The sequence below is a fragment of the Paraburkholderia sp. BL27I4N3 genome (genome assembly GCF_003386115.1).
Classification (GTDB): Bacteria; Pseudomonadota; Gammaproteobacteria; order Burkholderiales; family Burkholderiaceae; genus Paraburkholderia.
In genome coordinates this window covers 6,453,190-6,477,744 of record NZ_QREJ01000001.1, presented here as the reverse complement: position 1 = coordinate 6,477,744, position 24,555 = coordinate 6,453,190, and the positions used below count along the sequence as shown (strand labels likewise).

Sequence of the window (24,555 nt, the reverse complement as noted above, 5' to 3'; positions counted from 1 at the left end):
ATCCTAATCAATCGGCAACGGGGCGGGGAGTAACAAGGTCGTCGTGAATCCAGGCATGGGCGGCGTCATCCAGCGACGCGCGCGACCTCGGCCCAGCGACTGCACCTTGTCTTGCGCCACGAGCGTATCGAGGCTCCGCTGCACGGTGCGCTGGCTCGCGCCGAGCGCAAGCGCGAGGGCCGAACTCGACCACGATTCTCCGTCCGCGAGCAAGGCCAGCACGGGCGCATGTTTGTCTTCGACAGGCCGCGCCAGCACGACCACCTCTTGCGCGTGTCGCGGCACCAGCGCGAACCCGCACCGCGTCGCGCTCACGCCGGCTACTGTGCGAAGCACCGAACGCAGCCGCCCGAGTTCGACCCGCAGGCGCGCGCGATGCGATTCGTCGGCGGCCTTGGCCCTGAAAGCTCGCGCAACCAGCACGTCGCGCGATACGTCCGCGGGCCACGCTTCGGCCAGTGCGCGAGCGAGCACGAACAACACCGGTCGGCTGGCGAGCGAGATCACCGTTCCCGAGTCGCGCACCACGTGACGGCACGCGTCCACGATCAATGCTTTCGATGCCAGCAGCGCTTCCACCTCGTCGAGCAGCAACGGACGTTCCTCGCCGCGCGCGAGCAGTCGCGCAGCGGGTGCGTTCAGAACGAGCGCTGCGTGGTCGACCTCCGCGGTCAGAGCAGGAATACCCGCGAGACCCGCTGCGCGCCGGGCTCGCTCCAGTGCGGCGCGTGCCGCTTTGGTCTGAAGGCGGCGCAGCGCAACACCGGCCACCACCAGTTCGTGTGCGGTTCTCAAAGCGGGCGGGAACGGCGTGGGATCGAGTCCGGCGAGCGCGCGTTCGGCCTCGTCGAGACGCCCGATCAGCAGCAGGCGCCGCACCGCGAGATAGCGCGCATGCGCGCCGTTGAGCCGGTCGCCGTGCGCTTCGAGCGTGGCGCGCGCAGATTCCAGTGCCTTCGTGGGCCAGTTCAGATCACGCGAGGCGAGTGCGATCTCGGCCTCGGCGACGACACAGCGCGCGCGGGCTACCGGTTCTCGCGCACCGAAGGCACGCGCGGCGCTGCGCAAGAGCGCCTTCGCCCGGACCAGATCGCCGAGCTGCGCCATGGCGATGCCGCGCAGCGCGAGCGCGGGCGCGTCGTCGCGCAAGGCGACGCGATTCAGCGCGCCGAGCGGATCACCCGCGGCGAGCGCGCGCGCCGCCGCCGTGACTAGCGAGTCCATGGTCGAGGTGAATCACGCCACACTTGTCACTCCCATCGTTCGAAGCCCGGGGCTAATCTAGCACGACCCACCCACAGCACTTCGCATAGCGAAGCAAGGAGGCAAGCATGACGACGAAACACAGCATCGGCACACGGGAAGAATGGCTGGCCGCGCGGCTCGAACTGCTCCAAGCGGAAAAGGCGCTCACGCGGCAGAGCGACGAACTGGCCCGGCAGCGGCAAGCGCTGCCCTGGGTCCGGATCGACAAGCCCTACCGGTTCGAGACCGATGAAGGCAGCGCCTCGCTGGCCGATCTCTTTCGGGGACGCTCCCAGTTGCTCGTCTACCACTTCATGTTCGGCCCCGACTACGCTGCGGGCTGTCCGTCGTGTTCGGCGGTCGCGGACGGGTTCAATGGTTCCGTGGTGCATCTGGCGAATCACGACGTCGCCATGACGGCGGTATCGCGGGCGCCGCTCGCGAAGCTGCAGGCGTACAGGCGGCGCATGGGATGGACATTCCCGTGGGCGTCGTCGGCGGGCAGCGACTTCAACTTCGACAGCAACGTCTCGTTCACCGAGCAGCAGCAGCGCGAGGGAAGCGTCGAATACAATTACCAGCGCGGCGGCCATGCGATGGATGCGACACCCGCGCCGGCGCCCGTGGTCGAGTTCGCGACTGCCTGCGGAACCGACGCGCCCACGTATTCGCTCGACCGGCCCGGCATGAGTGCGTTCGTGCTCGAAGACGGCGCCGTGTACCACACGTATTCCACTTACGGACGCGGCGTGGACGCACTCTGGGGCATGTATCAATGGCTCGACCGCGCGCCCAAAGGACGTAACGAAACGGGTGTGTGGTGGCGCCGGCGTGACGAGTATGAGAAGCACTGAGGCAACCGCGAGCCGAAGGCATTGCGATAGCTCAGGCTCACTCATTCCCTGCAAAGGGTTTGTCTCTACACAAAAGATGCGCGCGTTTGCCGATAAATGAATCGGGTGGTCGCAAACACGCAACGGCGCGCCGATGCCATATCGGCACCTGTTGCCATGACGCGGCCCGGCTCGATCATTCGATACCGACGTGGGGCGCGTGCATGGTCCGATTCAGTTTCACACAAAAGCTCTGGCTGCCGCTGGCCGTCAGCCTCGTGGCACTTCTCGCCGTGTCGGTGTCGGCGGCGTGGCTGTCGCGGCAGACGCGCATCGAGGAGCGTAAAAACGATCTCGTGAACGTCGCGCATGTCGGACTCAGTATCGTGACGGAATATGCGGCGCTGGCGAAGAGCGGCGCGCTTGGCGAAGCGGACGCCCGCCGGCAGGCGCTCGAACGGCTGCGCGGCATACGCTACGGCGAGGACGGCTATTTTCTCGTCATCGATTCGACGCCGCGCATGGTCATGCATGCTATGAAGCCTGCGTTGAACGGCAAGGATCTCGCCGGTACCGCGGATGCCGACGGCCGTCACCACTACGTGACGTTCGCCGCCGTCGCGCAGAAGCCGAACGGCGGCTTCGTCGATTATGTTTTCCCGCATCCGCAGGACCCGCCCTCGGCTGCTGTCGGCAAGATCGGCTACGTGGTGCGTTACGCGCCGTGGGACTGGATCATCGCCACGGGCGCTTACGTGGACGACATCGACGCCGCGTTCAAGGAATCGCTGTATTTCGTCGGCGCAATCTTTGCGGTCGTGGCGCTGCTGCTGTCCGCGCTTGTCTCGCTGACCAATCGCAGCATCCGGCGCACGATCGGCGGCGATCCGGTCTACGTTGCGCAAGTGGCCGGCGAAATCACTCAGGGCAACCTCGCCATTCCCATCAACCTCCGTCACGGCGACGAGTCGAGCCTGCTGCACACCATGCACCTTATGCGCGACGCGCTCGCCCACACGATCGAACAGATCAAGGGCGCGGCCGACAAAGTGGCGACGGGCGCGCGCGAGATTGCCGGCGGCAACACCGATCTGTCGGCGCGCACGGAGAATCAGGCGGCATCGCTCGAGGAAACCGCGGCGAGCATGGAGCAAATGACGGCCATGGTCCGGCAAACGGCGGAGAACGCGCAGACAGCGAGCCAGCTGACCGCCGGCGCGGAGCAGATCGTCAATCGCGGCGGCGAGATGGCGGCGCGAGCGGTATCGACGATGCAGGAGATATCGACAGAATCGCACAAGATGGTGGAGATCATCTCGGTCATCGAAGGCATCGCGTTTCAGACCAATATTCTCGCGCTGAACGCGGCGGTCGAAGCGGCCCGGGCCGGCGACGCGGGGCGTGGTTTCGCGGTCGTGGCCGGCGAGGTGCGCACGCTCGCGCAGCGCAGCGCGGCGGCAGCGAAGGAAATTCGCACGCTGATCAGCCGGGCGGTGGACAAGGTCGGGACCGGCGCCGAGTTCGTCGGGCAAACCGGCGCGACGATTCACTCCGCGCGCGAGGCCATCGCCAAAGTGTCGGGCGTCATGCGCGATATTGCGGCGGCCGCCGCCGAGCAAAGCGCCGGTATCGATCAGGTCGGCGACGCCGTCACTCAGATGGATAGCGTGACGCAGCAAAACGCGGCGCTGGTCGAGCAGGCCGCGGCGGTGGCGCAGACGCTGACCGAACAGGCGAGGCTGCTGCAGGTGTCGATCAGCCAGTTCAACTTGCAGCAGCGAGGTCCTGGCGAGGGAGCCGCGCCGTTGCGAGTCCATAGGTCGGCAGCGAAAGAAGCGCGCGGAGTTGCAGCCATCGTTTGAACGTTATACGGTCCTAAGCGTACCTGAGGGCTCCGAATTCACTGCGCTGAAAATTGCAATCCGGCTCAGGTCTGTTATGTTCGCTGCTGGACCGTTCAAGACCTCTTCACATTCCACTCGTGATGCGGCGGTGAGCGTCCTCATTCCGGAACATATGTTCGACGTGCCCATGGAGGACTGCATCTGGTCGGTGCCGCGAAAACTCAACTCGACAAGCCGCGGCGAACGTGGCATCCGGTGGCGCAGGTGGCGGCCTGGAGCCGTTACGTGGGCTGGCGCGCAGGCGTGGCAGGCGCGGCGCTGTTATTTTGCTTGCAGAGCGTGGCGGCCTCCAACGGCGGCACGGGCTCCGTCACGCTGTACGGCGTGCTGGACACCAGCCTCGAAATAACCGACCCAGGGTCCGGGTGGACTCCGCGTCTGGACTCGGGTGCGTATCGCGGCTCGCGGGTCGGCTTGCGGGGCAGCGAGCCGCTCGGCAACGGCACCGATATCATCTTCACGCTGGAAAACGGCTTTAGCTCGGTCGACGGCACGCTTCAGACTCCCGGTGTTCTATTCAATCGTCAGGCGTGGATCGGCGCGCGCAATGCCTGGGGCGAGGTGCGCTTCGGCCGGCAATATTCGCCTATCTACATCCCCTTCAAAGGCGGCCTCGATGCGTTCGGCGCCGGCACGATCGCGTCCGGGCTGAACAACCTGTCGAAGATCACGCCCTATGCAAGCAACGCGATCGAGTACCAGTCGCCGGTCGTCGGCGGCTTCAGCGCAACCGTGATGACGGCCACGCGCGATCCGTCGGAGAAAGACGGCAACGGCATCGACGGCTACTATGTGACCGCCGCCTATCATCTGGACAACTTCAGGCTGCTATACGCGCGACAGCAGACACACGGCGCGGGCTCGCTGCGGGCGAATCTCGGCGGCGCGACCTACGCGATCGACAAGGTGCGTGTGTGGCTCGCGTTCTTTAACGGCGATGGCGGCACGCCGCTCTATCACGGCGCGGGTGGCTCGCTCTCGGCGCAGTACAGCTTTTCTCCGATTGCTCGCGCATCGCTCGGCTATGCGCATGTGCGCGACTATACCGGCGCCGGTGCGAGCGCCGACCAGTTCAGCGTGGCGTTCGAATACAACTTTTCACGGAGTTTGCTGTTCTATTTCAGCGGGGCCTATCTGGCGAATCACGACAGTGCCAGCTTCACCCTGCGCGGCGTCAACGTGACCGGGCTGCCGGTCGCGTATCCCGGCGCGCCGGTCAAGGGCGTGCAGCTTGGCGTGCTGGAGCGGTTCTAACTCGCGGGACCGGAGTGATCGCAGTTGTGCCGCCGATAAACGGTCGGCGGATTCGCTGCTATTGCGCCGGCCGCGTGCCGACTGCCGCGCCGCTATCGGTTCGCGGCACCACACGCCAGACCGCATCGCCGACGTCGTCCGCCACCAGCAGCGCCCCGCGCGCATCCACCGCGACACCGACTGGCCGACCCACGGCGTGACCGTTGGCGGTCAGAAATCCGCTCAGGAAATCTTCCGGAGCGCCAGCGGGTTGGCCTTTGACGAATGGGATGAACACCACCTTGTAGCCGCTATACGGCTTGCGATTCCACGAGCCATGCTGACCGACGAAAGCACCGCCGCGATAATGCACGGGGAACAGCGTCCGGTCGTAAAAAACCAGTCCGAGCGACGCGGTATGGTTGCCGAGCGCATAGTCCGGTGCGATGGCCGTGGCGACCAGGTCGGGGCGCTGAGGTTTGACGCGCGTGTCGATATGCTGGCCGTAATAGCTGTAGGGGAAGCCGTAAAACGCGCCGTCTTTCACGGCAGTCATGTAATCGGGCACGAGGTTGTTGCCGAGGTCGTCGCGCTCGTTGACTGCGGTCCACAGCGCGCCACTGTCGGGCTGCCAGGACAGTCCATTGGGATTGCGCAGCCCTGTCGCGAAGGGCCGCATCTGGCCCGACGCCACATCGAATTCGAGAATCCGTGCGCGGCCGGCTTCGGCGTCAATGCCGTTTTCTCCCGCGTTGCTGTTTGATCCCACCGTCACGTAGAGATGCTTGCCCGATCGGTCGGCCAGAATGTTTTTGGTCCAGTGATGATTGATCGGCCCAGCCGGCAGATCAGCCACCTTCACGCCAGGTGTTGCGATCTGCGTCGCGCCGGGCGTGTAGTCGAATCGCAGAATGGCGTCCGTATCTGCGACATAGAGTTGATTGCCGATCAGCGCCATGCCGAACGGCGAGTGCAGGCCACTGAGGAACACCGTCTGCTGATCGGCGACGCCGCTGCCGGTGGTATCGCGCAATAGCACAATACGGTCGGGGCTCGGCGTGCCCGCTCCCGCGCGTTTCATCACCTGTTTTCTGACCCAGCCGAATATGCCGCTGCCTTCGTCGTGCTGCTCGGGTGCATTGCTTTCCGCTACGAGCACGTCGCCGTTCGGCAACGTGTAAAGCCAGCGCGGGTGAGCCAGGTCGCGGGCGAATTTCGTCACCACAAACCCGTTTGGCGCGGTCGGGAGGAAGTCGGAGGCCGCTGGCTGAACGGGCGCGATATTGACCGTGGTCATCAGCGACGATTCTGGCGCCGGCAATACCGGCGACGGGCCAAAGCCGGTATCGGTGGGACTCGACGGCCCCGCCGCGCACGCGGCGAGCGGCAGCAGCATGAATAAGGCAAAGCGATTCAACTGATGCATCCCGCGCTCCGGACATTGAAGATGTTCGTTTTATCGTGCGTAAGTTCAGCAAGATGCTTGCCTGACATCTGAATGGCTGATCCTGTTAGTGCGTATACCCCTAAAACGTCACTACTTCATCTGTGAAGGAAACGCGCCGATAGTCGACCTTCGTTTTCAACCGGAGGGTCTTACGATGCGCGTCTTTGTTACCGGAGCGACTGGATTCGTCGGCTCCGCCGTGGTTGCCGAACTCATTGCCGCCGGACATTCGGTGCTCGGCCTTGTACGCTCGGATGCCGCAGCCGAGTCTCTGGCCAGGGCGGGCGCGGAGGTCCAACGCGGTTCGCTCGAGGACCTTGATAGTCTCAAAGCCGGAGCGGCCGCTGCCGACGGCGTGATTCATACGGCCTTCAATCACGACTTCTCCCGATTCGCGGAGAACTGCGAACTGGACCGGCGCGCGATCGAAGCGCTCGGCTCCGTGCTCGTCGGCTCGGAGCGTCCGCTGCTCGTGACGTCCGGGGTCGCGTTGCTGGCGTCGGGCCGCCTCGCAACCGAGGACGATGCGCCAGTGCCGCGCTCCGATGCCTATCCCCGCGTGTCGGAGGCAACGGCAGCGTTGCTGGCGGCGCGTGGCGTGCGCGCGTCGGTGGTTCGTCTGCCGCCGTCGGTGCATGGTGACGGCGACCATGCTTTCGTTCCGCATCTCATCGGGCTGGCGCGTGAAAAAGGCGTCTCAGCCTACGTCGGCGAAGGTCTCAACCGCTGGCCGGCGGTGCACCGGCTCGACGCCGCCCGCGTCTACCGCCTCGCGCTCGAACGTGGCGAGGCCGGCAGCCGGTATCACGCTGTTGCCGAGGAAGGCGTGCCACTCAAGGAGATCGCCACAGTGATCGGCCGGCGCCTGAACGTGCCGGTCGTCGCGCAAACTGCCGATGAGGCAGCCGACCATTTCGGCTGGTTCGCGTTGTTTGCCGGGTTGGATGCTCCGACTTCGAGCGAACAGACGCGCAAGCTGCTGGACTGGGAACCTAAGCAGCCGGGCTTGATCGCCGACCTCGACCGGCCGCGCTATTTCCAGCCTTGAAGCGCGACTCGCCGCTGCGGATTTTTGATGGCCGCGGATTCCATTGACGACGCGGCGCGGCTTTTCATGGCGTTGCAACTCGATCACGTCAAGCTGATGCCGGGCAGCAAATCCTTCGCTGCGCGGCGCGCTGTTCGTACCGGCCGCCCGGTCGCGGCAGCGGGCGAGCAGAACCTGCCACGCTGGGACTATGCTAGCGCTTTCGTCTACTTCGAGGAGCGACTGATGACACAGACAGCAGGTTCGATGATCACCTTTAGCCGGCCCGACGGCCAGCAGATCCAGGGCTATCTCGCCAAGCCGCAGAAGCTGGAGGGTGCGCCCGCCATCGTGGTGATTCAGGAGTGGTGGGGCGTCAACGAACAGATTCGCGGCGTGGCTGACCGGCTCGCGCAGGCCGGCTATCTGGCGCTGGTGCCCGATCTCTTCCGAGGCAAAACGACGGTGGAAGAGGAAGAAGCCCACCACCTGCTCGACGGCCTCGATTTCGGCGACGCCGCCACGCAGGATGTACGCGGCGCCGTCCAGTATCTGAAGCAGCATGCGACGACTGTCGGCGTGACGGGTTTTTGCATGGGCGGCGCGCTGACCCTGCTCGCGCTTTGCAATGTCCCCGAAGTGTCGGCCGGCGTGGTCTGGTACGGCTTCCCGCCGCTGGAATATATCGACGCCTCGAAAATCAAGGCGCCGCTGATCGGTCACTGGGCGCTGCAAGACGACTTCTTCGTGCCTGAAACGGTGGACGCGCTGGAAGCCAAACTGAAGGACGCGAATGTCGACGTCGAGTTTCACCGCTATCTCGCGCACCATGCGTTCGCGAACGAAACGGCGGTCGGCCCGGGCCGTATTCCGAGGACGCAGTTCGATCCGGTGTGGTCGCAACTGGCCTGGGACCGCACGCTGACGTTTTTCGGCCGCACGTTATGGAAGTAAGCGGCTCGCTTGCCGCTTGAGACGCGCACCGGATCGCGCCGGCGAAGCTCACTGAATGCCGCCACGCATGGGCGGCGTTCCGGAAAGTCTTCCCGGCACGATCACGAACCGAATCGCGTGCACGGACTCAGAGCTTCGAACCGCCGTCGACGTGCAACGTTTCGCCTGTGACCCAACGGGCGGCATCGGAGGCGAGAAAAGCCACGGCACCGCCGATGTCATCCGGTTGCGCCACGCGCTTGAGCGCCTGCATACCCAGCGTCGCCGCGCGTCCCGTGTCGGTCTTCGTGAAGTTCGACATATCGGTTTCAACCACACCCGGCGCGACCGCATTCACGCGAATGCCACGTTCACCGAGCGCGGCGGCGAAATGCTTGACGAGCGTATCGACCGCGCCCTTGGTAGCGGCGTAGGCCGACAGCGTGCCGACCGCGGCGCGCGCCGCGAGCGACGACAGCAGCACCACGCTGCTGCCCTTGCACATCACCGGCAACAACTGCTGCACGAGGAAGTAAGGCGCACGCACGTTCACGGCGAACAGATCGTCGAAGTCCTCGACGGTCGTGTCCTCGATGCTGACTCCCTTCGAAATCCCGGCGTTGGCCACCAGAATATCCAGCCGATGACCGATCACGGCGCGAACCTGTCTGGCGAGCGTATGCGGGCCATCCGCCGCGCGCAGATTAGCGGCGACTTTTTGCGCATTGCCGCCGGCCGCGCGAATTTCCGCGACCACGGCATCCGCCTCTTTCTCGCCGCTGCTGTAGTGAACCAGCACCTGGGCGCCGGCCCTGGCGAGCGCGAGGGCACTGGCGCGGCCGATGCCGCGTGAGGCGCCCGTGACGAGCGCGGTTTTTCCTGTGAGGTCGTTCATGGTGAGACTCCTTCGAGTTGATTTGGGTGCGAGGCAATCAAGGTGGTGAGGCTCAGACCGCGGACCCGCTGTCGGCGAGGAACTGCGCGACGTGGGCCACAAAACGCTCCGGATACTGGTACAGCGAACCGTGGTTGGCATCGGGATAGATGATCAACTGCGCGTTCGGCAGGTTCTGCTGAAGAATCCACGAGTTGATCGAATAGATGATCACGTCGTGGTCGCCGTTGACGACGAGCGTCGGTTGCCTGAGGGCCTTCAGATAGTCGAACGGGTTCTCACGCGGCGCGCCCCATTTGGCGAGCGCCGCGAGCTGGGCCGGCGCGACCTTCTCATTGGCCTCGGGGTCGCGTCCTTCGCTACGCTGGCGGAAGCGCTGCAGGAAGCGGCGGCCGGCGGTCTGGCTCGCATCGGAAGGCGCAAAGTGCACACGCAGCCACAGATCATCCGGTTGCGCATACGCTGCGCTGAAAATCTCCTGAGCCTCGGGCGTCAGCGATTGCATCGCCTCGCCGCTGCGCGGGCCGGTGCCGATCAGGATCACGCGGCGCACCAGCGCCGGTTCGGCAATCGCCAGCGTCTGCGCGATCAGGCCGCCCATGGAAAAGCCCAGCACGTCGACCTGCTCGAGGCCGAGCGCCTTGATGAACGCGGCGGCATTGGCGGCCATCTCTTCGATCGACTCCGGCACCTCGCCGGACGTGCTCGAAATGCCGGCGTTGTTGAACAGAATGACTTCGCGATCCTGCGCGAGGCCGTCCGTCACGGCCGGGTCCCAGTGGTCCATCGTCCCGGTGAAATGGATGTTGAACACCAGTGGCACGCCGCCCGACTTGCCGAAACGGCGATAGGCGAAGCGGATGCCGTTCGCGTCGACATAACGGGTCGGCGCGGTCTGATGGGTATGGCGGGTCGTGGTGGCGTCGTTCGAAGCGGCAGTCTGGGTCATTTCCGGTTCCTCGTCGATATAGATGGAAGGCATGGAGTGCGGGTGCGCGTCGAAAGCCGGGGTGTCGGTCAAGCGGTCCCGCGCCGCGCTGCATGAGAGGTAATGTAGTGGGGGCTTGTGCAAAGGAAAAAGACTTTGTAGGCTGACGGGCATGCCTGTCAGGCATGCCGTTTGCGGGCAACTCTAAGAGGATTTATGGAGCTTCGACATCTGCGGTACTTCGTGGCCGTCGCCGAAACGGGCAGCCTGACGGTGGCGGCGGAACGCCGTCTGCACACCTCGCAGCCGTCGCTGAGCCGCCAGATTCGCGATCTGGAAGACGAAGTCGGCGCGGAGTTGTTCAGTCGCAGCGCGCGCGGCGTCGAGTTGACCGCGGCTGGCAAAGCGTTCCTCGACCACGCGCGGCTCGCGCTGTCGCAAGTCGACGCCGCCACCGAAGCCGCGCGCCGCGCCTCACGGCCCTCCAGGCAGGTTTTCGCGCTGGGCTTTCTGACCGGCCAGGAAATGACGTGGCTGCCTCGCGCCATGCAGGTGTTGCGCGACGAACTGCCGAATATCGAGGTCACGGTGTCGAGCCACTATTCGCCGGACCTCGCCGACGCGCTTGCGCGCGGCAAGCTCGACCTTGCGTTTCTGCGTGCCGAACCGGGCTTCGATCTGGACTATCGGGTGGTCAGTAGCGAGAAGCTCATCGTGCTCATGCCGAGCGATCATCGCCTCACCGAGCGCAGTGCGATACGGCCCGAGGACTTCGCCGGCGAAACTTTCATCATGGCGTCGAACAAGGCGCGCGTGCTGCACGATGTGATCCAGCGCTATCTGCACGAAAACGGCATCGCGGTCGCGCCCGAGCACGGCGTCGACAACCTGGCCATGGCGATGTCGCTGGTCGCCTCCACGCGCGGGCTCGCGTTGATGCCCGAGTATGCGACCAACCTGCTGCCGTGGTCGGTGGTCAGCCGGCCATTGGAAGGTGAGACGCCGACCGTCGATCTCGTGATCGGCTATAGCAGGTCGAATACATCGCCGGTGCTGAAGCTGTTTCTGTCGAGGGCCGACGAGTTGTTGGCGCACGCCAGTGGCGAATCGGGCTGAGGCCGCCGGTTTACCTATACTCCTGTCACTCTGCAAGGCCGCCACTCGTCGCCATACCAACAAGACGGAGCCTCACATGTGGGTAGCTGTCCGAAGCGCGGCCCTCGGGTTGCTGGCATGTTGCGCGTTGGGCGCGTTGGGCGCGTGCGCCGGCGCGCCCGCCGATTCCCGCTGCGGCGAAGCGTGCGGTTCCCGCGGCCAGCTTCTCGATCATCGCGTTACGTTGAAGCTGAGCGCCGCGGAGTTTGCGAAATTGCTGGCGTCGAGCGCGGGCGGGCGGCAGCTCGTGCGGATAGCCGGCGCGCCCGCATGCGGCGTTGAGATCGTGAGCTTTCGCTACCGGACCATCGGCGGTGCGGGCGAGCCCACTCAGGCGAGCGGTGCATTGATGATCCCGTCAGGAAGTTCGGCGGCATGCAGCGGACCGCTGCCGCTCATGCTCTATGCGCACGGCACCACCGCGTATCGCAACTACAACCTCGCCGATATCACGCGAACGGACCCGGGCAACGGCGACGGTGCCGGAGAGGGCATCAGCGTGGCGGCCATGTATGCGGTGCAAGGCTATATCGTGGTGGCGACCAACTATGCGGGCTATGCCGGCTCCGATCTCCCCTACCACCCGTATCTCAACGCGGACCAGCAATCCGCCGATGTGATCGACTCGCTGCGAGCGGCGCGCGCGGCGCTCGCGGACGTGAAGCCCGAAGCAGGCACGCAAGAAAACGGCAAGCTGTTTGTCACCGGCTATTCGCAAGGCGGCTTCGTTGCAATGGCAACGCATCGGGCGCTGGAGGCGGCCGGCGTCAAGGTGACGGCGTCCGCGCCGGGCTCGGGGCCGTACGCACTCGCCGCCACCGCCGACGCGCTCATCGAAGGCGAAGTCAACCTGGGCGCGACGCTCTTCTCGACACTCATCGTGACGGGTTATCAGCATGCTTACGGGAATATCTACCGCCAGCCCGGCGACTTCTACGAAGCGGCTTACGCGCCGGGTATCGAAACGCTGCTCCCGAGCTTGCAGCCGCTCAACACGCTGTTCAGCACGGGCAAGCTGCCGTCCGCGCATCTCTTCAGCAGCATGCCGCCTGCGCCGCAGTACGCATCGGTCACGCCACCGGGTTCGCCGCCTTTGACGCCGCCGGTCCTGAAACCGCTCTTTGCCGCGGGCTTCGGCGATGCCAACCTCGTGCGCAACGCCTATCGCCTGACATTGCTGGAGGATGCCGCCGCCAATCCCGATGGCGCGTTTCCCAACCCGAGCCTTGCGATGAAACCGGCAGCAAATCCGCAGCATCCGTTGCGCCAGGCGTTCAAGCGCAACGACTTGCGCAACTGGCTGCCGCGTGCGCCTGTTTTGATGTGCGGCGGCGCGTCGGATCCCACCGTGTTCTTTTTCAACGCGCGCATCGAGCAGGCGTATTGGCAGAACGCCAACGTGCCCGCGAGGCTCACGTCCGTGCTGGATGTGGACTCGCCGGTTGCCGGGTCCGACGATCCATATGCGCGCGTCAAGCAGGGTTTCGCGGGCGCGAAAGCAGAGGTCGCGAGTCAGGCCGTGGCGCGAGGTGCGGCCGACGGCGGCGCGTCAGCGGTGCTGCGGGCGTATCACGGCGAACTGGTGGCGTCGTTTTGCATGGTGGCGGCGCGAGCGTTCTTCGCCAATTTTTGAGCGCACGCCACCCGCGCGTTTTCGCCGCGTTTACGACATCTCGCCGAGCGATTTTCGGGGCGCTGGCGCGATAGAACGGCGGGTTGCCACAACGTGCGTGAACTCGCGCTTGCGCGTCGAATCATCGTCTAAAGCGACAGCCAGCCGCGTTCGATTGGCCACGCCAGCAACTTGCGATACAGCGCGATGAGTCCGCGCGTCGTGCTCGGGCCGGCGAGCCGCCACGGTGGCGCGACCAGGACGAAAGCCACGCCCGCCACGACAACCGCGCCCGCCATGTCGAGCGGAAAGTGAACGCCGACGAAGATGCGCGCCCAGGCAACCGCGAGCCCGGACAGAACCATGAGCGAGCCATACCGTTTCACGCCGCCGAGAAGCAAGGTCAGCGCGATGCTCGCGAAGATCGTCCCGTGATCGCTGGGGAACGAGGGATCCGGTGCGTGGTCGAGAAACGTATGGCCGATGCCCAGCACGAACGGCCGCGGATGCGGCCACGCCAGGCCGATGAGCTGATTGATGCCGAGCGCGAGGAGCGTCACGCAGCACGCGCGCAGGGCGGTTTCGCGCTGACGTTCGTCGCCGGAGAGCCACATTGCGATCAGGCAGAGCGGCACGAGATAGATGAGGTAGTCTGCGATCGAACGCGCGAGGTCGATGCACCAAGCCGGTGTCGATAGCGTCGCGTCAATCATGAGGAAAAGCGCCTGGTTGAACGCTTCAAGTGTCTGCATAGGGTGTGTTTCTCGATGGATGCCGGCGCCACTCCGGCGCGTCGATGTCGAAGGATGGTAACGGGCCAACCTTAGGAAACGCTTAGGCCATGTAATCTGTCGATACAGCAGGGCAACATGAACCGATATTCGAAGGAGACGAGAACGTGGTGAGGATCGATCCGGACCGCTTGCTGAGCGATCTCAAACAACTGCGCAGCTTCGGCGCCACCGGCCCAGGCGTCGTTCGGCTGGCGCTTTCGCCGGTGGATCTGGCGTCGCGCGAATGGCTGGCCGGGCGCATGACGGAGGCCGGACTCGAGGCCGTGATCGACGGCGTGGGGACCGTGTTCGGACGCTCGCGCAAAAGCGGGCCCGCGCTCGTGATCGGCTCGCATACCGACACGCAGCCGACCGGCGGCTGGCTCGACGGCGCGATGGGTGTGATCTACGGCCTGGAGATTGCGCGCGCGCTCGCGGAGAACGAGACGACGCGTCACCTCGCGGTGGACGTCGCATCGTGGATCGATGAAGAAGGCACGTTTTCCGGCCTGCTCGGCAGCCGCAGCTTTGTGGGCGACAACGTCGACGAAACGATTCGCGACGCCACGAATCGGCAAGGCCAGCGCCTCGAAGACGTGCTCGCCGCCGCGGGTCTGGCCGGGCGGCAGCGTGCGCGCTTCGAGCCGGGGCGGCAGGTCGCTTATCTCGAACCGCATATCGAGCAGGGCGGCCGGCTGGAAGCGGCGGGCAAATCCATCGGGGTCGTCACCACGATCGTGGGGTTGCGCGAATTGCGGCTGCGCTTCACGGGGCAGCGCAATCATGCCGGCACGACGCCCATGGCAATCCGGCGCGACGCCGGCGCGGCGCTGGTCGCCTTTATCCCGCAGATGAACGAAGCGTTCGCGCAACTCGCGGATGCCGATACCGTCTGGACGGTGGGCCGCATCGACCTCGACCCCGGCTCGCTGAGCGTCGTGCCTGGCGCAGCGCAGATGTACCTGCAATTCCGCGACGCGAACGCCGCGCGTTTGCAGGCGATGGAAGACAGGCTCGCTGAGCTGGCGCGGGACCTCAACGCACGCGGCTCGGTGAGCGTCGAGCTGGCGACCATCGACGAACCGATGCAACCCGTAACCATGCACGCGGCGCTCGCGGATCATCTCGCCCGCGCCGCCGAAGCGGTGGCGCCCGGCCAGTGGATCCGCATGCCGAGCGGCGCCGCGCACGACGCGCAGGTCATCGCCCGCTGCATGCCGGCTTGCATGATGTTCGTGCCGAGCATCGGCGGCGTGAGCCACGATTTCATCGAGGATACGGCCGAGGCGCACATCGTTCTCGGTTGCCAGGTCGCGGCCACGGCTGCGGCGGCGATGCTGGAGGAGCAATGGGCGAAACGATCGTAGGCGAATCAGGCGGTTTCGTCGTGCGCACGATGTCGGCCGGGGATGTCGCGTTGGCGGTCGAATGGGCCGCGCAGGAAGGATGGAACCCCGGCTTGCACGATGCCGAGTGTTTTCGTGCGGCCGACCCGGACGGGTTTTTCATCGGCGAATGGCGCGGCGAACCGGTGGCGTGTCTATCCGCTGTCGCGTACGGTGAGGACTTCGGCTTTATCGGTCTCTATATCGTGAAACCGGCGTTCCGCGGTCGAGGCTTCGGCATGCGCGTCTGGCAGCACGGTATGGACTATTTGCGAAACCGCAATGTCGGTCTGGACGGCGTGCTCGCTCAGCAGGCGAATTATAGGAAGTCCGGATTTCAGCTGGCCTATCGCAACATCCGCTTCCAGGGCGTCGCGCAGGACATCGCGCAAGGCGAGTCTTACGTGGACTTGCTGCATGCTTCGGCGTTGCCCTTCGAATCGCTGAACGACTACGATCGGCAATGCTTTCCTGCCGCGCGCGAGCCCTTTCTCGCTGCCTGGTTTGCGCAGCCTGGCGCGATGGCGAGAGTTGCGATGCACGACGGGCAGGTGGTGGGCTACGGCGTGCTGCGTCGTTGTTTGACGGGCTACAAGATCGGCCCGCTCTTCGCCGATAACGACGAGATAGCCGCCCGTCTGTTCGCTGCGCTGACGTCGAGCATTGCCGGCGAAGTGTTTTTCTTCGATGTGCCCGAGATCAACGTCGATGCGATTGCGTTGGCCGAGCGGCATGGCATGACGAGCGTATTCGAAACCGCGCGGATGTACACGCGGGAACAACCGGCCCTATCTATTGAACGCGTGTTCGGCGTGACTTCGTTCGAACTGGGCTGATCACAGCGAGGTGCTGCAAGTTGATGTTTGTGCAGCCATCGGCGTTCTACGCCGCGAACCGCCGATGGCAAGCGTTATTTCCACTTCGAGCCGAGAGTCTCCAGTCCCGCTTTCATCAGGTCTTCCGGCAACATCGCAATGCGCAATTCGCAGTCGGCGTTGAATTTCAGAAACCACGGCTCTGCGAGCGCGGGAATCGCCGACGCGTTGTCGACATCCACCACGACGACTGCTCCGCGCGCTCCGCTCTGCTCGGTGAAGTAGACGGCCTCCGGTTTTATTTCTTCCAGTATCTTCCCGATCACTTGCCCGACGGTGCCATCACGCACCATGGTATTGAACGGTTCGTGCGGGATTCGTATGTTGAGAAGCATGCGCATGTCATTCTCCTGTTGACGCCCAATGGGCTTCTTAAGGATAGATGCTTTATGCGGGCCGTAAGACGATCTATCACGCAGCGTTCAACGCGACGCAGTGAGTCCGCTGCCATCGCGGACCATGCACACAGTCAGTTTCCGAACAGTGACGCTTGCGTGCCGCGGCTCGGCGCGTGACGCGCGGGTTTCGTCTGAGCTTCGGACTTGACCTGAGTCTTGACCGTCACCCTTTCTTCGAGCGCGAACATGTCCGTTTGCCCGTCCGCTTCCGCTTCGAACGAAGTCTGTCCAGCCTCGAGCGACAGCAGCAGCATCTTGTTCGCCAAGCCGCCCGCAAACCCGGTCAAATCACCTGACGCGCCGATCACCCGATGGCACGGCGCCACGATGGAAATAGGATTTCTGCCGTTCGCCGCGCCGACCGCCCGCACCGCGTTGACGTTGCCGATCTGCGTCGCGATTTCCGAGTAGCTGCGCGTCTGGCCGAACGGTATGGTCAACAACGCGGCCCACACCTGCTTCTGAAAGTCCGTTCCCTGGAACGTCAGCGGAAGGTCGAATTCATGGCGCGTGCCGGCGAAGTACTCGTTCAGTTGCCGTTCGGTCTCGATCAGCACGGGCCGGTCATTTGCTTCGATCAGCTCACCAAGACGTACGCGGTTCGGCTTGTCGTGCTCCCACAGAATGGCGGCGAGGCGCTCGCCGTTTGCAACGAGTTTCAACTGGCCGACGGGCGAGTCCATCAACTTGTAGGCGTATGTCACTTTGCTTGTTCCTGACTGGTTGGAGGCACAGAGGCGCGATGCGAGTCTGCGAATACGCGCGCGAGGCGCGCCGAATATCCGACAGTGTGAGCCTCGCTCTCTCTGATTGCGCTCCGGATCTTGCTGTCCAATTTCTCGCGACCGATGTCGGCCGGCGGCTGATTGCTCTGGATGGGACGATGCATCACTGTACAACCCTTTTCAAGCATTTTCGCGCGACGCTCGCGACTCAGTAGAATTGATACCTTCGATTCGAAGCGCACCGGCAACCGGACCCCTCTTCCACGACTGTGACGACGACACTTGATCAACTGCGGGCCGGCCAGCTCGCGGGCACGCGCCGGCTGAAACTGGCTTGCGGCCTGACCGAATTTCCGCGCGAGATTTTCGACCTCGCCGACACGCTGGAAGTTCTCGACCTGTCGGGCAACGCGCTCACCTCGCTGCCCGACGATCTGCCACGTCTGCGCAAGCTGCGCATTCTCTTCGGCTCCGACAACCCGTTCACCGAATTGCCCGAAGTGCTGGGACAGTGTTCCCAATTGAGCATGGTCGGCTTCAAGGCCAACCGCATCCGGCAGGTATCCGGCAAAGCGCTGCCACCGCAATTGCGCTGGTTGATCCTCACGGACAATCAGATCGAAACGTTGCCAGCCGAGCTCGGCCGCTGTGCGCAACTGCAAAAGCTGATGCTGGCGGGCAATCGTCTGCGAGCGCTTCCCGAGGAATTGGCCGCCTGCTCGCAGCTCGAATTGTTGCGGCTCGCCGCGAACCAGCTCGATGGACTGCCTGACTGGTTGCTGCGTCTGCCACGATTATCCTGGCTGGCATACGCCGGTAATCCGTTCAGCGAGGCGCTCGAAGCGGCAGCGCTGATCGACACGCCGAGCGCCGCGATTGCGTGGCATGATTTGAAACTCGAGGCGCCGTTGGGCGAGGGCGCCTCCGGCGTCATCTATCGCGCGGCGCTTGCGGGCCGGCACGGCGCGTCCCGCTCTGTCGCGGTGAAACTGTTCAAGGGCGCGGTGACTAGCGACGGTCTACCCGACTGCGAAATGGCAGCCTGCATTCGCGCGGGCGATCATGCAAACCTGATTCCGGTAGCGGGGAAAGTGAAGGATCATCCCGCCGGCACGCACGGCCTCGTGATGGAACTGATCGATCCGCGATTCACGAATCTCGCCGGTCCGCCGAGTCTCGAATCCTGCACGCGCGATATTTATGGCGCCGACACACGCTTCGATATGGCTTCAGCGTTGGGCATTGCGTACGGTATCGCGTCGGCGGCGCGTCATTTGCATGAGCAAGGCATCATGCATGGCGATCTGTACGCGCACAATATCCTGTACGGCGGACAGGGGCGTGCGTTGCTGGGAGATTTCGGCGCGGCGTCGTTCTATGCTCTGGGCGATCGGAGTATCGGCCTCGCGCTTCAGCGCCTTGAAGTCAGAGCCTACGGTTGTCTGCTTGAAGAGTTGCTCGAACGATGCGAGTGGCCGGAGGCGTCGGCGAACAGTCGGGCGCTGCTGGTGGAGTTGAAGGACAATTGCTTGAGCGAGGCGACCGACAGCCGGCCGTTGTTCGATGAAATCACCGCGCGTTTGCTCGCGCTGATGAGCGATCGATGAACGGCGGGCACCGCCATAGCCTCACTTCGTCTGACTGCAACACTTCGATTCGTCAGCGCGGCCCAGAAGGAGAGATTCGATGATGGAGAAGACGCCCCGACGGATGTCCTCCTGGGGGATGCGTCGCCGCGTGGTGTTTGCCGGCGCGCTGGCCGCGGCCGGTATCGGCGGCGCGGCCGATGCAGCAGTTACACCGGGCAGCAAGCTGAAGATTGCGCTCGTGCTGAAGTCGCTGGGCGACCCGTTCACGGTGGCGATGGCGACCGCCGCGCAGAACTACCAGCAGCATTACGCCTCGCAATTCGATTTGACGGTGCGCGGCACGGCCACGGAAAGCGAAACGACTGGGCAGATCCGCATGGTCGAAGACATGATCAAGGCGAAGATGAGTGCGATCGTTCTTGCTCCGACCGATTCGAAGGCGCTGACGGCGGTTGTCGCGCGCGCGATCAAGGCGGGCATCATCGTGGTTTCGATCGACAATCCGCTCGACGAGGCGTTTCAGGACGCGGCCGGCATTTCCGTGCCCTTCGTCGGTCCGAACAATCGCAAGGGCGCGCAGCAAGTGGGCAACTATCTGGCGCAGCGGCTCACGACGGGCGATCAGGTGGGCATTATTGAAGGCAGTTCAGCCGATCGCAATGCACAGCAACGCACGGACGGTTGCCGGGATGCGATGAATGCCGCGGGGATCAACATCGTCGCGGTTCAGGCCGGCGACTGGGAATATGGGAAGGGCCGCGACGCCGCCTCGAAAATGCTCGGCGATCATCCGCAGATTCGCGGGCTGCTGTGCGGCAACGACAATATGGCCATGGGCGCGGTCGACGCGATTCGCGACGCGGGCCGAACCGGCGGCGTGTACGTCACCGGCTACAACGATATCGATGCGATCAAGCCGTTGATCGCCGACGGCCGCGTGCTCGCCACGGTCAATCAGTTCGCCGCCAGGCAAGCCGTGTTCGGCGTCGATGTGGCGTTGAAGGCGGTGACCGAACAAAGAAAGCAGAGCGAATTGTCGAGTGTGATCGAGACGCCGCTGCAGCTTGTCACCGCCGCGAATCAGTAGCCGCGCGAGCCGTCGCAAACCTGCTGCGAACGTGAGCGGTTTCACGCTCGCATCGGCGCATGTCACGTCGATTATTCCGCCTTGACCTTGCGCGGCTTGGTGGCTTTTTCGAGTTTGTTGTATTCGAACTCAGGCACCGACTTCAACGCATCTTTCGTCGCACCGGCGAGGAACAGGTTGCCGTCGCGGATCTCGAAGTGATCCACCGGGATCGCCACATAGTGCTTGCCCATGCCGAGGAAGCCGCCCACCGACACGATCGCATACGTCGCCTTGCGGTCCGGCGAAATGATCACGTCGTAGATGCTGCCGATCTTGTCGTTCAGATCGTTGTAGACCGGCTCGTCGACCAGCGCGCGCCGCACGCTCCAGCCCTTCAGCAGCGCATTGGTTTGCTCGACCGTGCCGCCGAGCGGTTGCAGTCCGGCAATCTGCGCATAGGCGCCTTGCGAGGCGCAGATCGCGGCGAGAGCGGTTGCGCAGATCAGTGTTTTTGCTTTCATTTTCGGCTCCTTGTTGTCTGTTTAGCGGTCAGCTTCATAGCCCCTTATGCGGAAGCACGTGACGTGCCCGGGTGCCGGCGTGAGGCGTCATTCGTGCTCCGCGATCAGGATTCGCGCAGTCCTCGGCTTTGTACGCCCGGCCACAGAGCGCAGTGCGGCAACGATGCACAATCGGCGTGATATTCGGGCGGCGCCCGTGGCGCACCTGCGCCCGGCGCGCCCGCCGGCGCGAACCGAGACGCGACGAGGGCGGCCACCGCCTGCCGCATTGGAGAAGCAATGGGTTGGAAAAATCTGCTGATCGAAGCGCCGGTCTGGTTGATGGGCCGCTTCCACCCGCCACGGTTCGATCCGGCTCGCGACACGCCGCGCGAGATTCTCGTGCTGCGCCCGAACGATTTCGGTGAACTGCTCACCACCACGCCGCTCTTCGAAGCGCTGCGCACGCGCTTTCCGACGACGCGTCTGATCGCCGGCGTCGGTAGCTGGGGGCGTCCGATACTGGAGAACAATCCCTTCGTCGACGAGATCGTGGAGATCGACGCGCCCTGGAACAACAAGCTGGTCGAGGACCGCTCGCACGCTAACGTGCTGCGTTTTCTGTGGAAGTCCCCGCAGGTCGCCGCACTGCGCGCGCGCGGCGGCTTTGATGTAGGTATCGACGTGCTCGGCAGCTACATGGGCGCGCTGTTGATGATGCGCGCGGGCGTGCGGTATCGCATCGGCGTGCGCGGCTATCGCGGCGGTTGGAGCGGGTGCCAGGCGTTTATCGAATTCGCCGCCCGGCAATGCGGCCGCGCCGCGCTCGCGCAGGGCGAACTGCTCGGCGCAACGGCGCTGCCGCAAGCGCGCCCGCAACTGTTCCTCACCGACGACGAGCGCGCCACCGCCGCGCAAATCTGGAGTGCGGGCAACGTGCCGGGGCGTCGCACCGTGCGGTTGATCGTCGGCGTTGGGGCCGGCGTGCCGACCAAAGCATGGGACGCGCGCCAAGTCGGCGCCGCGCTCTCGCGGATCGCGCAGACATTGGAACAAGCCGGCGAGGCGTGCGACATCGTGATCGTCGGCAGCGAAGCGGATCAGGCGCGCGCCGCCGAGGCGATCTCCGCGGGGGGAGCGGGTGTGCCGGTCCGCTCGCTCGCAGGCGAGGTGTCGATGCGCGTCATGTTCGCTCTCACCGAAGAGGCCAACGTCGTGCTGACGAACTCGACGATGCTGATGCACGTCGCGGCCGCGTTTCTCCGTCCGACCGTCGCCGTGATCGGCGGAAGCATCACCAGACCCGACAGGCACGATGCCATATGGGGTTATCCGCCGCCGTATCGCAGTGTGTCGCCTGAGCAGTATGTCGCGGGCGAACATGCGCGGAACTGGCCGAGCGTCGAGCGGGTCGTGCAAGCGGTGCTGGAGGCGGTCGACACGCAGCGGGCGCGAGTCGGCGCGGCAGCCTGAGGCCGTGCTGCCGCTGCGGCTTCCGCACCGTTTTATCCACGGCGGTAGAATTTAAATTCTTCCTGCCTCGCAGCACGGACCTTGTACAAGGACGGAGCCATTGCCGTGGACACGCCTGACCTCTACACCCTCTACCGGGACTACATTGGCTGCCTGAACAAACAGGACTGGCCGAACCTCGGGCAGTATGTCGACGACAACGCGCACTACAACGGTCAGCGCATCGGCTTATCCGGCTATCGCGAGATGCTGGAGAGAGACTTCCGCGAAATTCCCGACCTTTATTTCAACATCCAGTTGTTGATTTCCGATCCGCCTTATATCGCCAGCCGGCTCGGCTTCGCCTGTACGCCAGTGGGCACGTTCCTCGGCCTCGCCGTCAACGGCAGGCGCGTTTCCTTCACGGAGAACGTGTTCTATCAATTCCGCAATGGAAAGATCGAGCAGGTCTGGTCGGTGATAGATAAGGCGGCCATCGAAGCGCAACTCAAGCCACCGGCGCCGCCTGAACATTAAGCCGTTAGTTTTGCGGTCACGTGTCCCTGCCGCACCGGTCACCTTCGTCCGCGTTGCACACCAGCTCCGCAGATTCAGCGAGCCGTGACGGTTGGCGGCGGTGCCTGCACGACAGGCGCGGCGGCTTGCAGGATGTCGTCTCGAAGGCCCGTACGCGGCGGATAGATGCGTATGCAATTGATGGTCTGTTTGGTCGCTTTGGCGGCGTCGCCTTCGGACACGAGATGCCGGTCCCAGCCCTCCGTGTACACGGCGCCCCACGGACCGAGATCGAGAATGGTCGTGTACCAGTCGATATGAAGCGGCAGCATCTCGCCACCGAGCAGATCGCAGACGACGTTGTGACCGGCGTAGCGCCCCATCGGCCGGCTGTGCTGGCATGACATGACCGATGGCCGCGCGCCGTCGATCAACACACGCGCGCAGTCGCCGGCTGCGAATACATGCGGGACGTTTTCGACGCGCATGAAGGCATCTACCGGAAGGCGTCCAAAAGGATCGAGTGTCACGGGAATTTGCGCGGTCAACGCGTTCGCGCGCATGCCGCCGCACCAGATCACCGTGGCGGCATCGATGCGCGTGCCATTCGTGAGCTCGACGCCGTCGGCGTCCACCGACTGCAGGGATACGCCCGCAAGCATCTCGACGCCAAGGGCGTTCATGGCACGCTCGATGACAGGCTGCGCGCCGCCCATCGCCTGGCCGATCTTCGCCGAGCGATCGGCCAGCACGACATGGACGGCGTCTCGATGCGCGTCGCCCGCGATGCCGCGCAAGCGCGCCGGCAGTTCGGCCGCCAGTTCGATACCCGTCAAGCCGGCCCCAACCACGACGGCCGTAAACGGACTCGCCGCACTCGCGAGCGTCGGCAAGCCGCGCAAGTGCGCCGCGAGTTTCGTTGCGCCTGAGAACGTATCGACGTCGAACGCATGCTCGGTCAAACCGGGAATATCGGGGTGGACGAGTTGGCTGCCCGCCGCGATGACGAGCCGGTCGTAGGCAAGCGTCTGCGTCAGCCCTTGGGTCTGAACGGTGATGCGGCCGTTGGCCGAATCGATGCCCGATACCGAGCCTTCGACGAGCCGCACACCAATCGGCCCGAGAACATCGGCGAGTGGCACGCGCGTCTCGTCCAGATTCTGTTCGTAGTTCCGCACCCGGATACTGTGATACGGCGTGCCGTTGATGACGACGACTTCCACCTGATCGGCGGGCACGCGCAGTTCGTCGAGTTTGCGCGCCGCGCCCACCGCGCTCCACAGTCCGGCGAAACCTGCGCCGATCACCACGATCCGCTTCAAGACGTTCTCCTATGGAAATCTTGCGTGGACCTTCAGGTGCCCGGCGCAGCGGCCGATTTCAGGGTCATGTTGGTCCGCGCTGGTAGCTTACTCGCGACAAAGCGAACGCTGAAGCCGATCGTCAGTGCTCCTCCGCCATGTTCGACGCCATGTCCGACGATTTGAGCGACTGCGATATAATCGCATGCGATGTATAATGCCGCATGCGAGGCGTGAGCCTCTACCCAACGAGGACGCAGATGAAATCCACCGACCAACCCGCTTCCACGGATGTGAAGCTCTCCGACTTCCTGTGCTTTGCGGTCTATTCCGCGAACCTGGCATTCGGCAAGGCCTACAAGCCGATTCTCGAAGAGCTTGGGCTGACATACACGCAATACATCACGATCATCGCGCTGTGGGAGGAGGACAACCAGACTGTCAGCAGTCTGGGCGAGAAGCTGTTCCTCGAGTCCAACACGCTCACGCCGATCCTGAAGAAGCTGGAGGCGGCAGGTTATGTGGAAAGACAGCGGGACCCCGAAGACGAGCGTCAGGTGCGAGTAGGTCTCACGAAAAGTGGCCGGCGCTTGCGCGAAAAAGGTCTGAACATGGACCTCGTCGAGGCAACCGGCCTCGCGCCGGACGAGTTCTCGAAAGTCCAGAAGGCGATCGTGACGCTGCGCAACAATCTCGTCAAAGCGGTTCAGAACGGGGAATGAGCGGCGGATCGTGCGATCCATGCGCCCGTCATGAGGCG

23 protein-coding genes are annotated in these 24,555 nt (G+C 64.3%); 14 read left to right on the top strand and 9 right to left on the bottom strand.

What is annotated here, in order from left to right; translation table 11 throughout:
• Positions 1–3: 3 nt before the first annotated feature.
• Positions 4–1,224, bottom strand: a complete 1,221-nt coding sequence (locus B0G71_RS29480) for a helix-turn-helix domain-containing protein (RefSeq protein ID WP_116146210.1) — start codon at positions 1,222–1,224, stop codon at positions 4–6.
• 107 nt (positions 1,225–1,331) lie between these two features.
• On the opposite strand from B0G71_RS29480, the gene B0G71_RS29475 reads away from it, so the two are divergent.
• The 3 genes from B0G71_RS29475 to B0G71_RS29465 all read left to right on the top strand — a co-directional run bounded on the left by B0G71_RS29475 (position 1,332) and on the right by B0G71_RS29465 (position 5,236).
• Positions 1,332–2,099: a DUF899 domain-containing protein gene (locus tag B0G71_RS29475; RefSeq protein ID WP_116146208.1), complete on the top strand. Its 768-nt coding sequence runs from the start codon at positions 1,332–1,334 to the stop codon at positions 2,097–2,099.
• 203 nt (positions 2,100–2,302) lie between these two features.
• A complete protein-coding gene (locus B0G71_RS29470) occupies positions 2,303–3,940 on the top strand; it encodes a methyl-accepting chemotaxis protein (RefSeq protein WP_116146207.1) in 1,638 nt (545 codons plus the stop codon).
• Positions 3,941–4,207: 267 nt separating this feature from the next.
• Positions 4,208–5,236, top strand: a complete 1,029-nt coding sequence (locus B0G71_RS29465; RefSeq protein ID WP_258875690.1) for a porin — start codon at positions 4,208–4,210, stop codon at positions 5,234–5,236.
• 58 nt (positions 5,237–5,294) lie between these two features.
• Here B0G71_RS29465 and B0G71_RS29460 read toward each other — a convergent pair whose 3' ends face one another.
• Entirely contained in the window at positions 5,295–6,641 is a 1,347-nt protein-coding gene (locus tag B0G71_RS29460; RefSeq protein ID WP_116146204.1) for a sorbosone dehydrogenase family protein, read from the bottom strand.
• Positions 6,642–6,816: 175 nt separating this feature from the next.
• On the opposite strand from B0G71_RS29460, the gene B0G71_RS29455 reads away from it, so the two are divergent.
• Positions 6,817–7,710 carry an SDR family oxidoreductase gene (locus B0G71_RS29455; RefSeq protein ID WP_116146202.1) on the top strand — a complete coding sequence of 298 codons (894 nt, stop codon included), beginning with the start codon at positions 6,817–6,819 and terminating at the stop codon, positions 7,708–7,710.
• A 225-nt stretch (positions 7,711–7,935) separates the two neighbouring features.
• Positions 7,936–8,643, top strand: a complete 708-nt coding sequence (locus tag B0G71_RS29450) for a dienelactone hydrolase family protein (protein WP_116148985.1) — start codon at positions 7,936–7,938, stop codon at positions 8,641–8,643.
• Positions 8,644–8,770: 127 nt separating this feature from the next.
• Here the strand turns inward: B0G71_RS29450 and B0G71_RS29445 are convergent, their stop codons facing one another.
• Both B0G71_RS29445 and B0G71_RS29440 read right to left on the bottom strand, forming a co-directional pair.
• Complete coding sequence (locus B0G71_RS29445) at positions 8,771–9,517, bottom strand: SDR family NAD(P)-dependent oxidoreductase (protein WP_116146200.1); 747 nt, start codon at positions 9,515–9,517, stop codon at positions 8,771–8,773.
• A 52-nt stretch (positions 9,518–9,569) separates the two neighbouring features.
• Complete coding sequence (locus tag B0G71_RS29440; protein WP_116148983.1) at positions 9,570–10,466, bottom strand: alpha/beta fold hydrolase; 897 nt, start codon at positions 10,464–10,466, stop codon at positions 9,570–9,572.
• 195 nt (positions 10,467–10,661) lie between these two features.
• Here B0G71_RS29440 and B0G71_RS29435 point away from each other — a divergent pair, with 195 nt between their 5' ends.
• Complete coding sequence (locus B0G71_RS29435; protein WP_116123032.1) at positions 10,662–11,561, top strand: LysR substrate-binding domain-containing protein; 900 nt, start codon at positions 10,662–10,664, stop codon at positions 11,559–11,561.
• A gap of 76 nt (positions 11,562–11,637) precedes the next feature.
• Positions 11,638–13,233, top strand: coding sequence for a S9 family peptidase (locus B0G71_RS29430; protein ID WP_116146199.1), 1,596 nt, complete (start codon positions 11,638–11,640; stop codon positions 13,231–13,233).
• Positions 13,234–13,361: 128 nt separating this feature from the next.
• Here the strand turns inward: B0G71_RS29430 and B0G71_RS29425 are convergent, their stop codons facing one another.
• Complete coding sequence (locus tag B0G71_RS29425; protein WP_116146197.1) at positions 13,362–13,964, bottom strand: phosphatase PAP2 family protein; 603 nt, start codon at positions 13,962–13,964, stop codon at positions 13,362–13,364.
• A gap of 146 nt (positions 13,965–14,110) precedes the next feature.
• Here B0G71_RS29425 and B0G71_RS29420 point away from each other — a divergent pair, with 146 nt between their 5' ends.
• Positions 14,111–15,352 (top strand): Zn-dependent hydrolase, encoded by a 1,242-nt coding sequence (locus B0G71_RS29420; protein ID WP_116146196.1) that lies wholly within the window; start codon positions 14,111–14,113, stop codon positions 15,350–15,352.
• On the top strand, positions 15,334–16,206 hold the full coding sequence (locus B0G71_RS29415; protein WP_116146194.1) for a GNAT family N-acetyltransferase: 873 nt from the start codon (positions 15,334–15,336) through the stop codon (positions 16,204–16,206). Before B0G71_RS29420 ends, B0G71_RS29415 begins: the two co-directional genes overlap by 19 nt.
• Before the next feature lie 74 nt (positions 16,207–16,280).
• Here B0G71_RS29415 and B0G71_RS29410 read toward each other — a convergent pair whose 3' ends face one another.
• Both B0G71_RS29410 and B0G71_RS29405 read right to left on the bottom strand, forming a co-directional pair.
• A complete protein-coding gene (locus B0G71_RS29410) occupies positions 16,281–16,586 on the bottom strand; it encodes a panthothenate synthetase (protein ID WP_116146193.1) in 306 nt (101 codons plus the stop codon).
• 128 nt (positions 16,587–16,714) lie between these two features.
• Positions 16,715–17,347 (bottom strand): methylated-DNA--[protein]-cysteine S-methyltransferase, encoded by a 633-nt coding sequence (locus tag B0G71_RS29405; protein ID WP_116146191.1) that lies wholly within the window; start codon positions 17,345–17,347, stop codon positions 16,715–16,717.
• 290 nt (positions 17,348–17,637) lie between these two features.
• Between B0G71_RS29405 and B0G71_RS29395 the strand changes: the two genes are divergently transcribed.
• Together B0G71_RS29395 and B0G71_RS29390 are read left to right on the top strand one after the other, a co-directional pair.
• Positions 17,638–18,975, top strand: coding sequence for a leucine-rich repeat-containing protein kinase family protein (locus B0G71_RS29395; RefSeq protein ID WP_116146188.1), 1,338 nt, complete (start codon positions 17,638–17,640; stop codon positions 18,973–18,975).
• 79 nt (positions 18,976–19,054) lie between these two features.
• Complete coding sequence (locus B0G71_RS29390; RefSeq protein ID WP_116146186.1) at positions 19,055–20,044, top strand: substrate-binding domain-containing protein; 990 nt, start codon at positions 19,055–19,057, stop codon at positions 20,042–20,044.
• Positions 20,045–20,115: 71 nt separating this feature from the next.
• Here the strand turns inward: B0G71_RS29390 and B0G71_RS29385 are convergent, their stop codons facing one another.
• A complete protein-coding gene (locus B0G71_RS29385) occupies positions 20,116–20,547 on the bottom strand; it encodes a PRC-barrel domain-containing protein (protein WP_106278552.1) in 432 nt (143 codons plus the stop codon).
• A gap of 279 nt (positions 20,548–20,826) precedes the next feature.
• Here B0G71_RS29385 and B0G71_RS29380 point away from each other — a divergent pair, with 279 nt between their 5' ends.
• Entirely contained in the window at positions 20,827–21,999 is a 1,173-nt protein-coding gene (locus B0G71_RS29380) for a glycosyltransferase family 9 protein (protein ID WP_116146184.1), read from the top strand.
• Between the two features lie 105 nt (positions 22,000–22,104).
• Positions 22,105–22,515 carry an ester cyclase gene (locus B0G71_RS29375; RefSeq protein WP_116146183.1) on the top strand — a complete coding sequence of 137 codons (411 nt, stop codon included), beginning with the start codon at positions 22,105–22,107 and terminating at the stop codon, positions 22,513–22,515.
• A 74-nt stretch (positions 22,516–22,589) separates the two neighbouring features.
• Here B0G71_RS29375 and B0G71_RS29370 read toward each other — a convergent pair whose 3' ends face one another.
• Entirely contained in the window at positions 22,590–23,816 is a 1,227-nt protein-coding gene (locus tag B0G71_RS29370) for an NAD(P)/FAD-dependent oxidoreductase (RefSeq protein WP_116146181.1), read from the bottom strand.
• A 239-nt stretch (positions 23,817–24,055) separates the two neighbouring features.
• Here B0G71_RS29370 and B0G71_RS29365 point away from each other — a divergent pair, with 239 nt between their 5' ends.
• Positions 24,056–24,517, top strand: a complete 462-nt coding sequence (locus B0G71_RS29365; RefSeq protein ID WP_116123046.1) for a MarR family winged helix-turn-helix transcriptional regulator — start codon at positions 24,056–24,058, stop codon at positions 24,515–24,517.
• Positions 24,518–24,555: the final 38 nt, after the last annotated feature.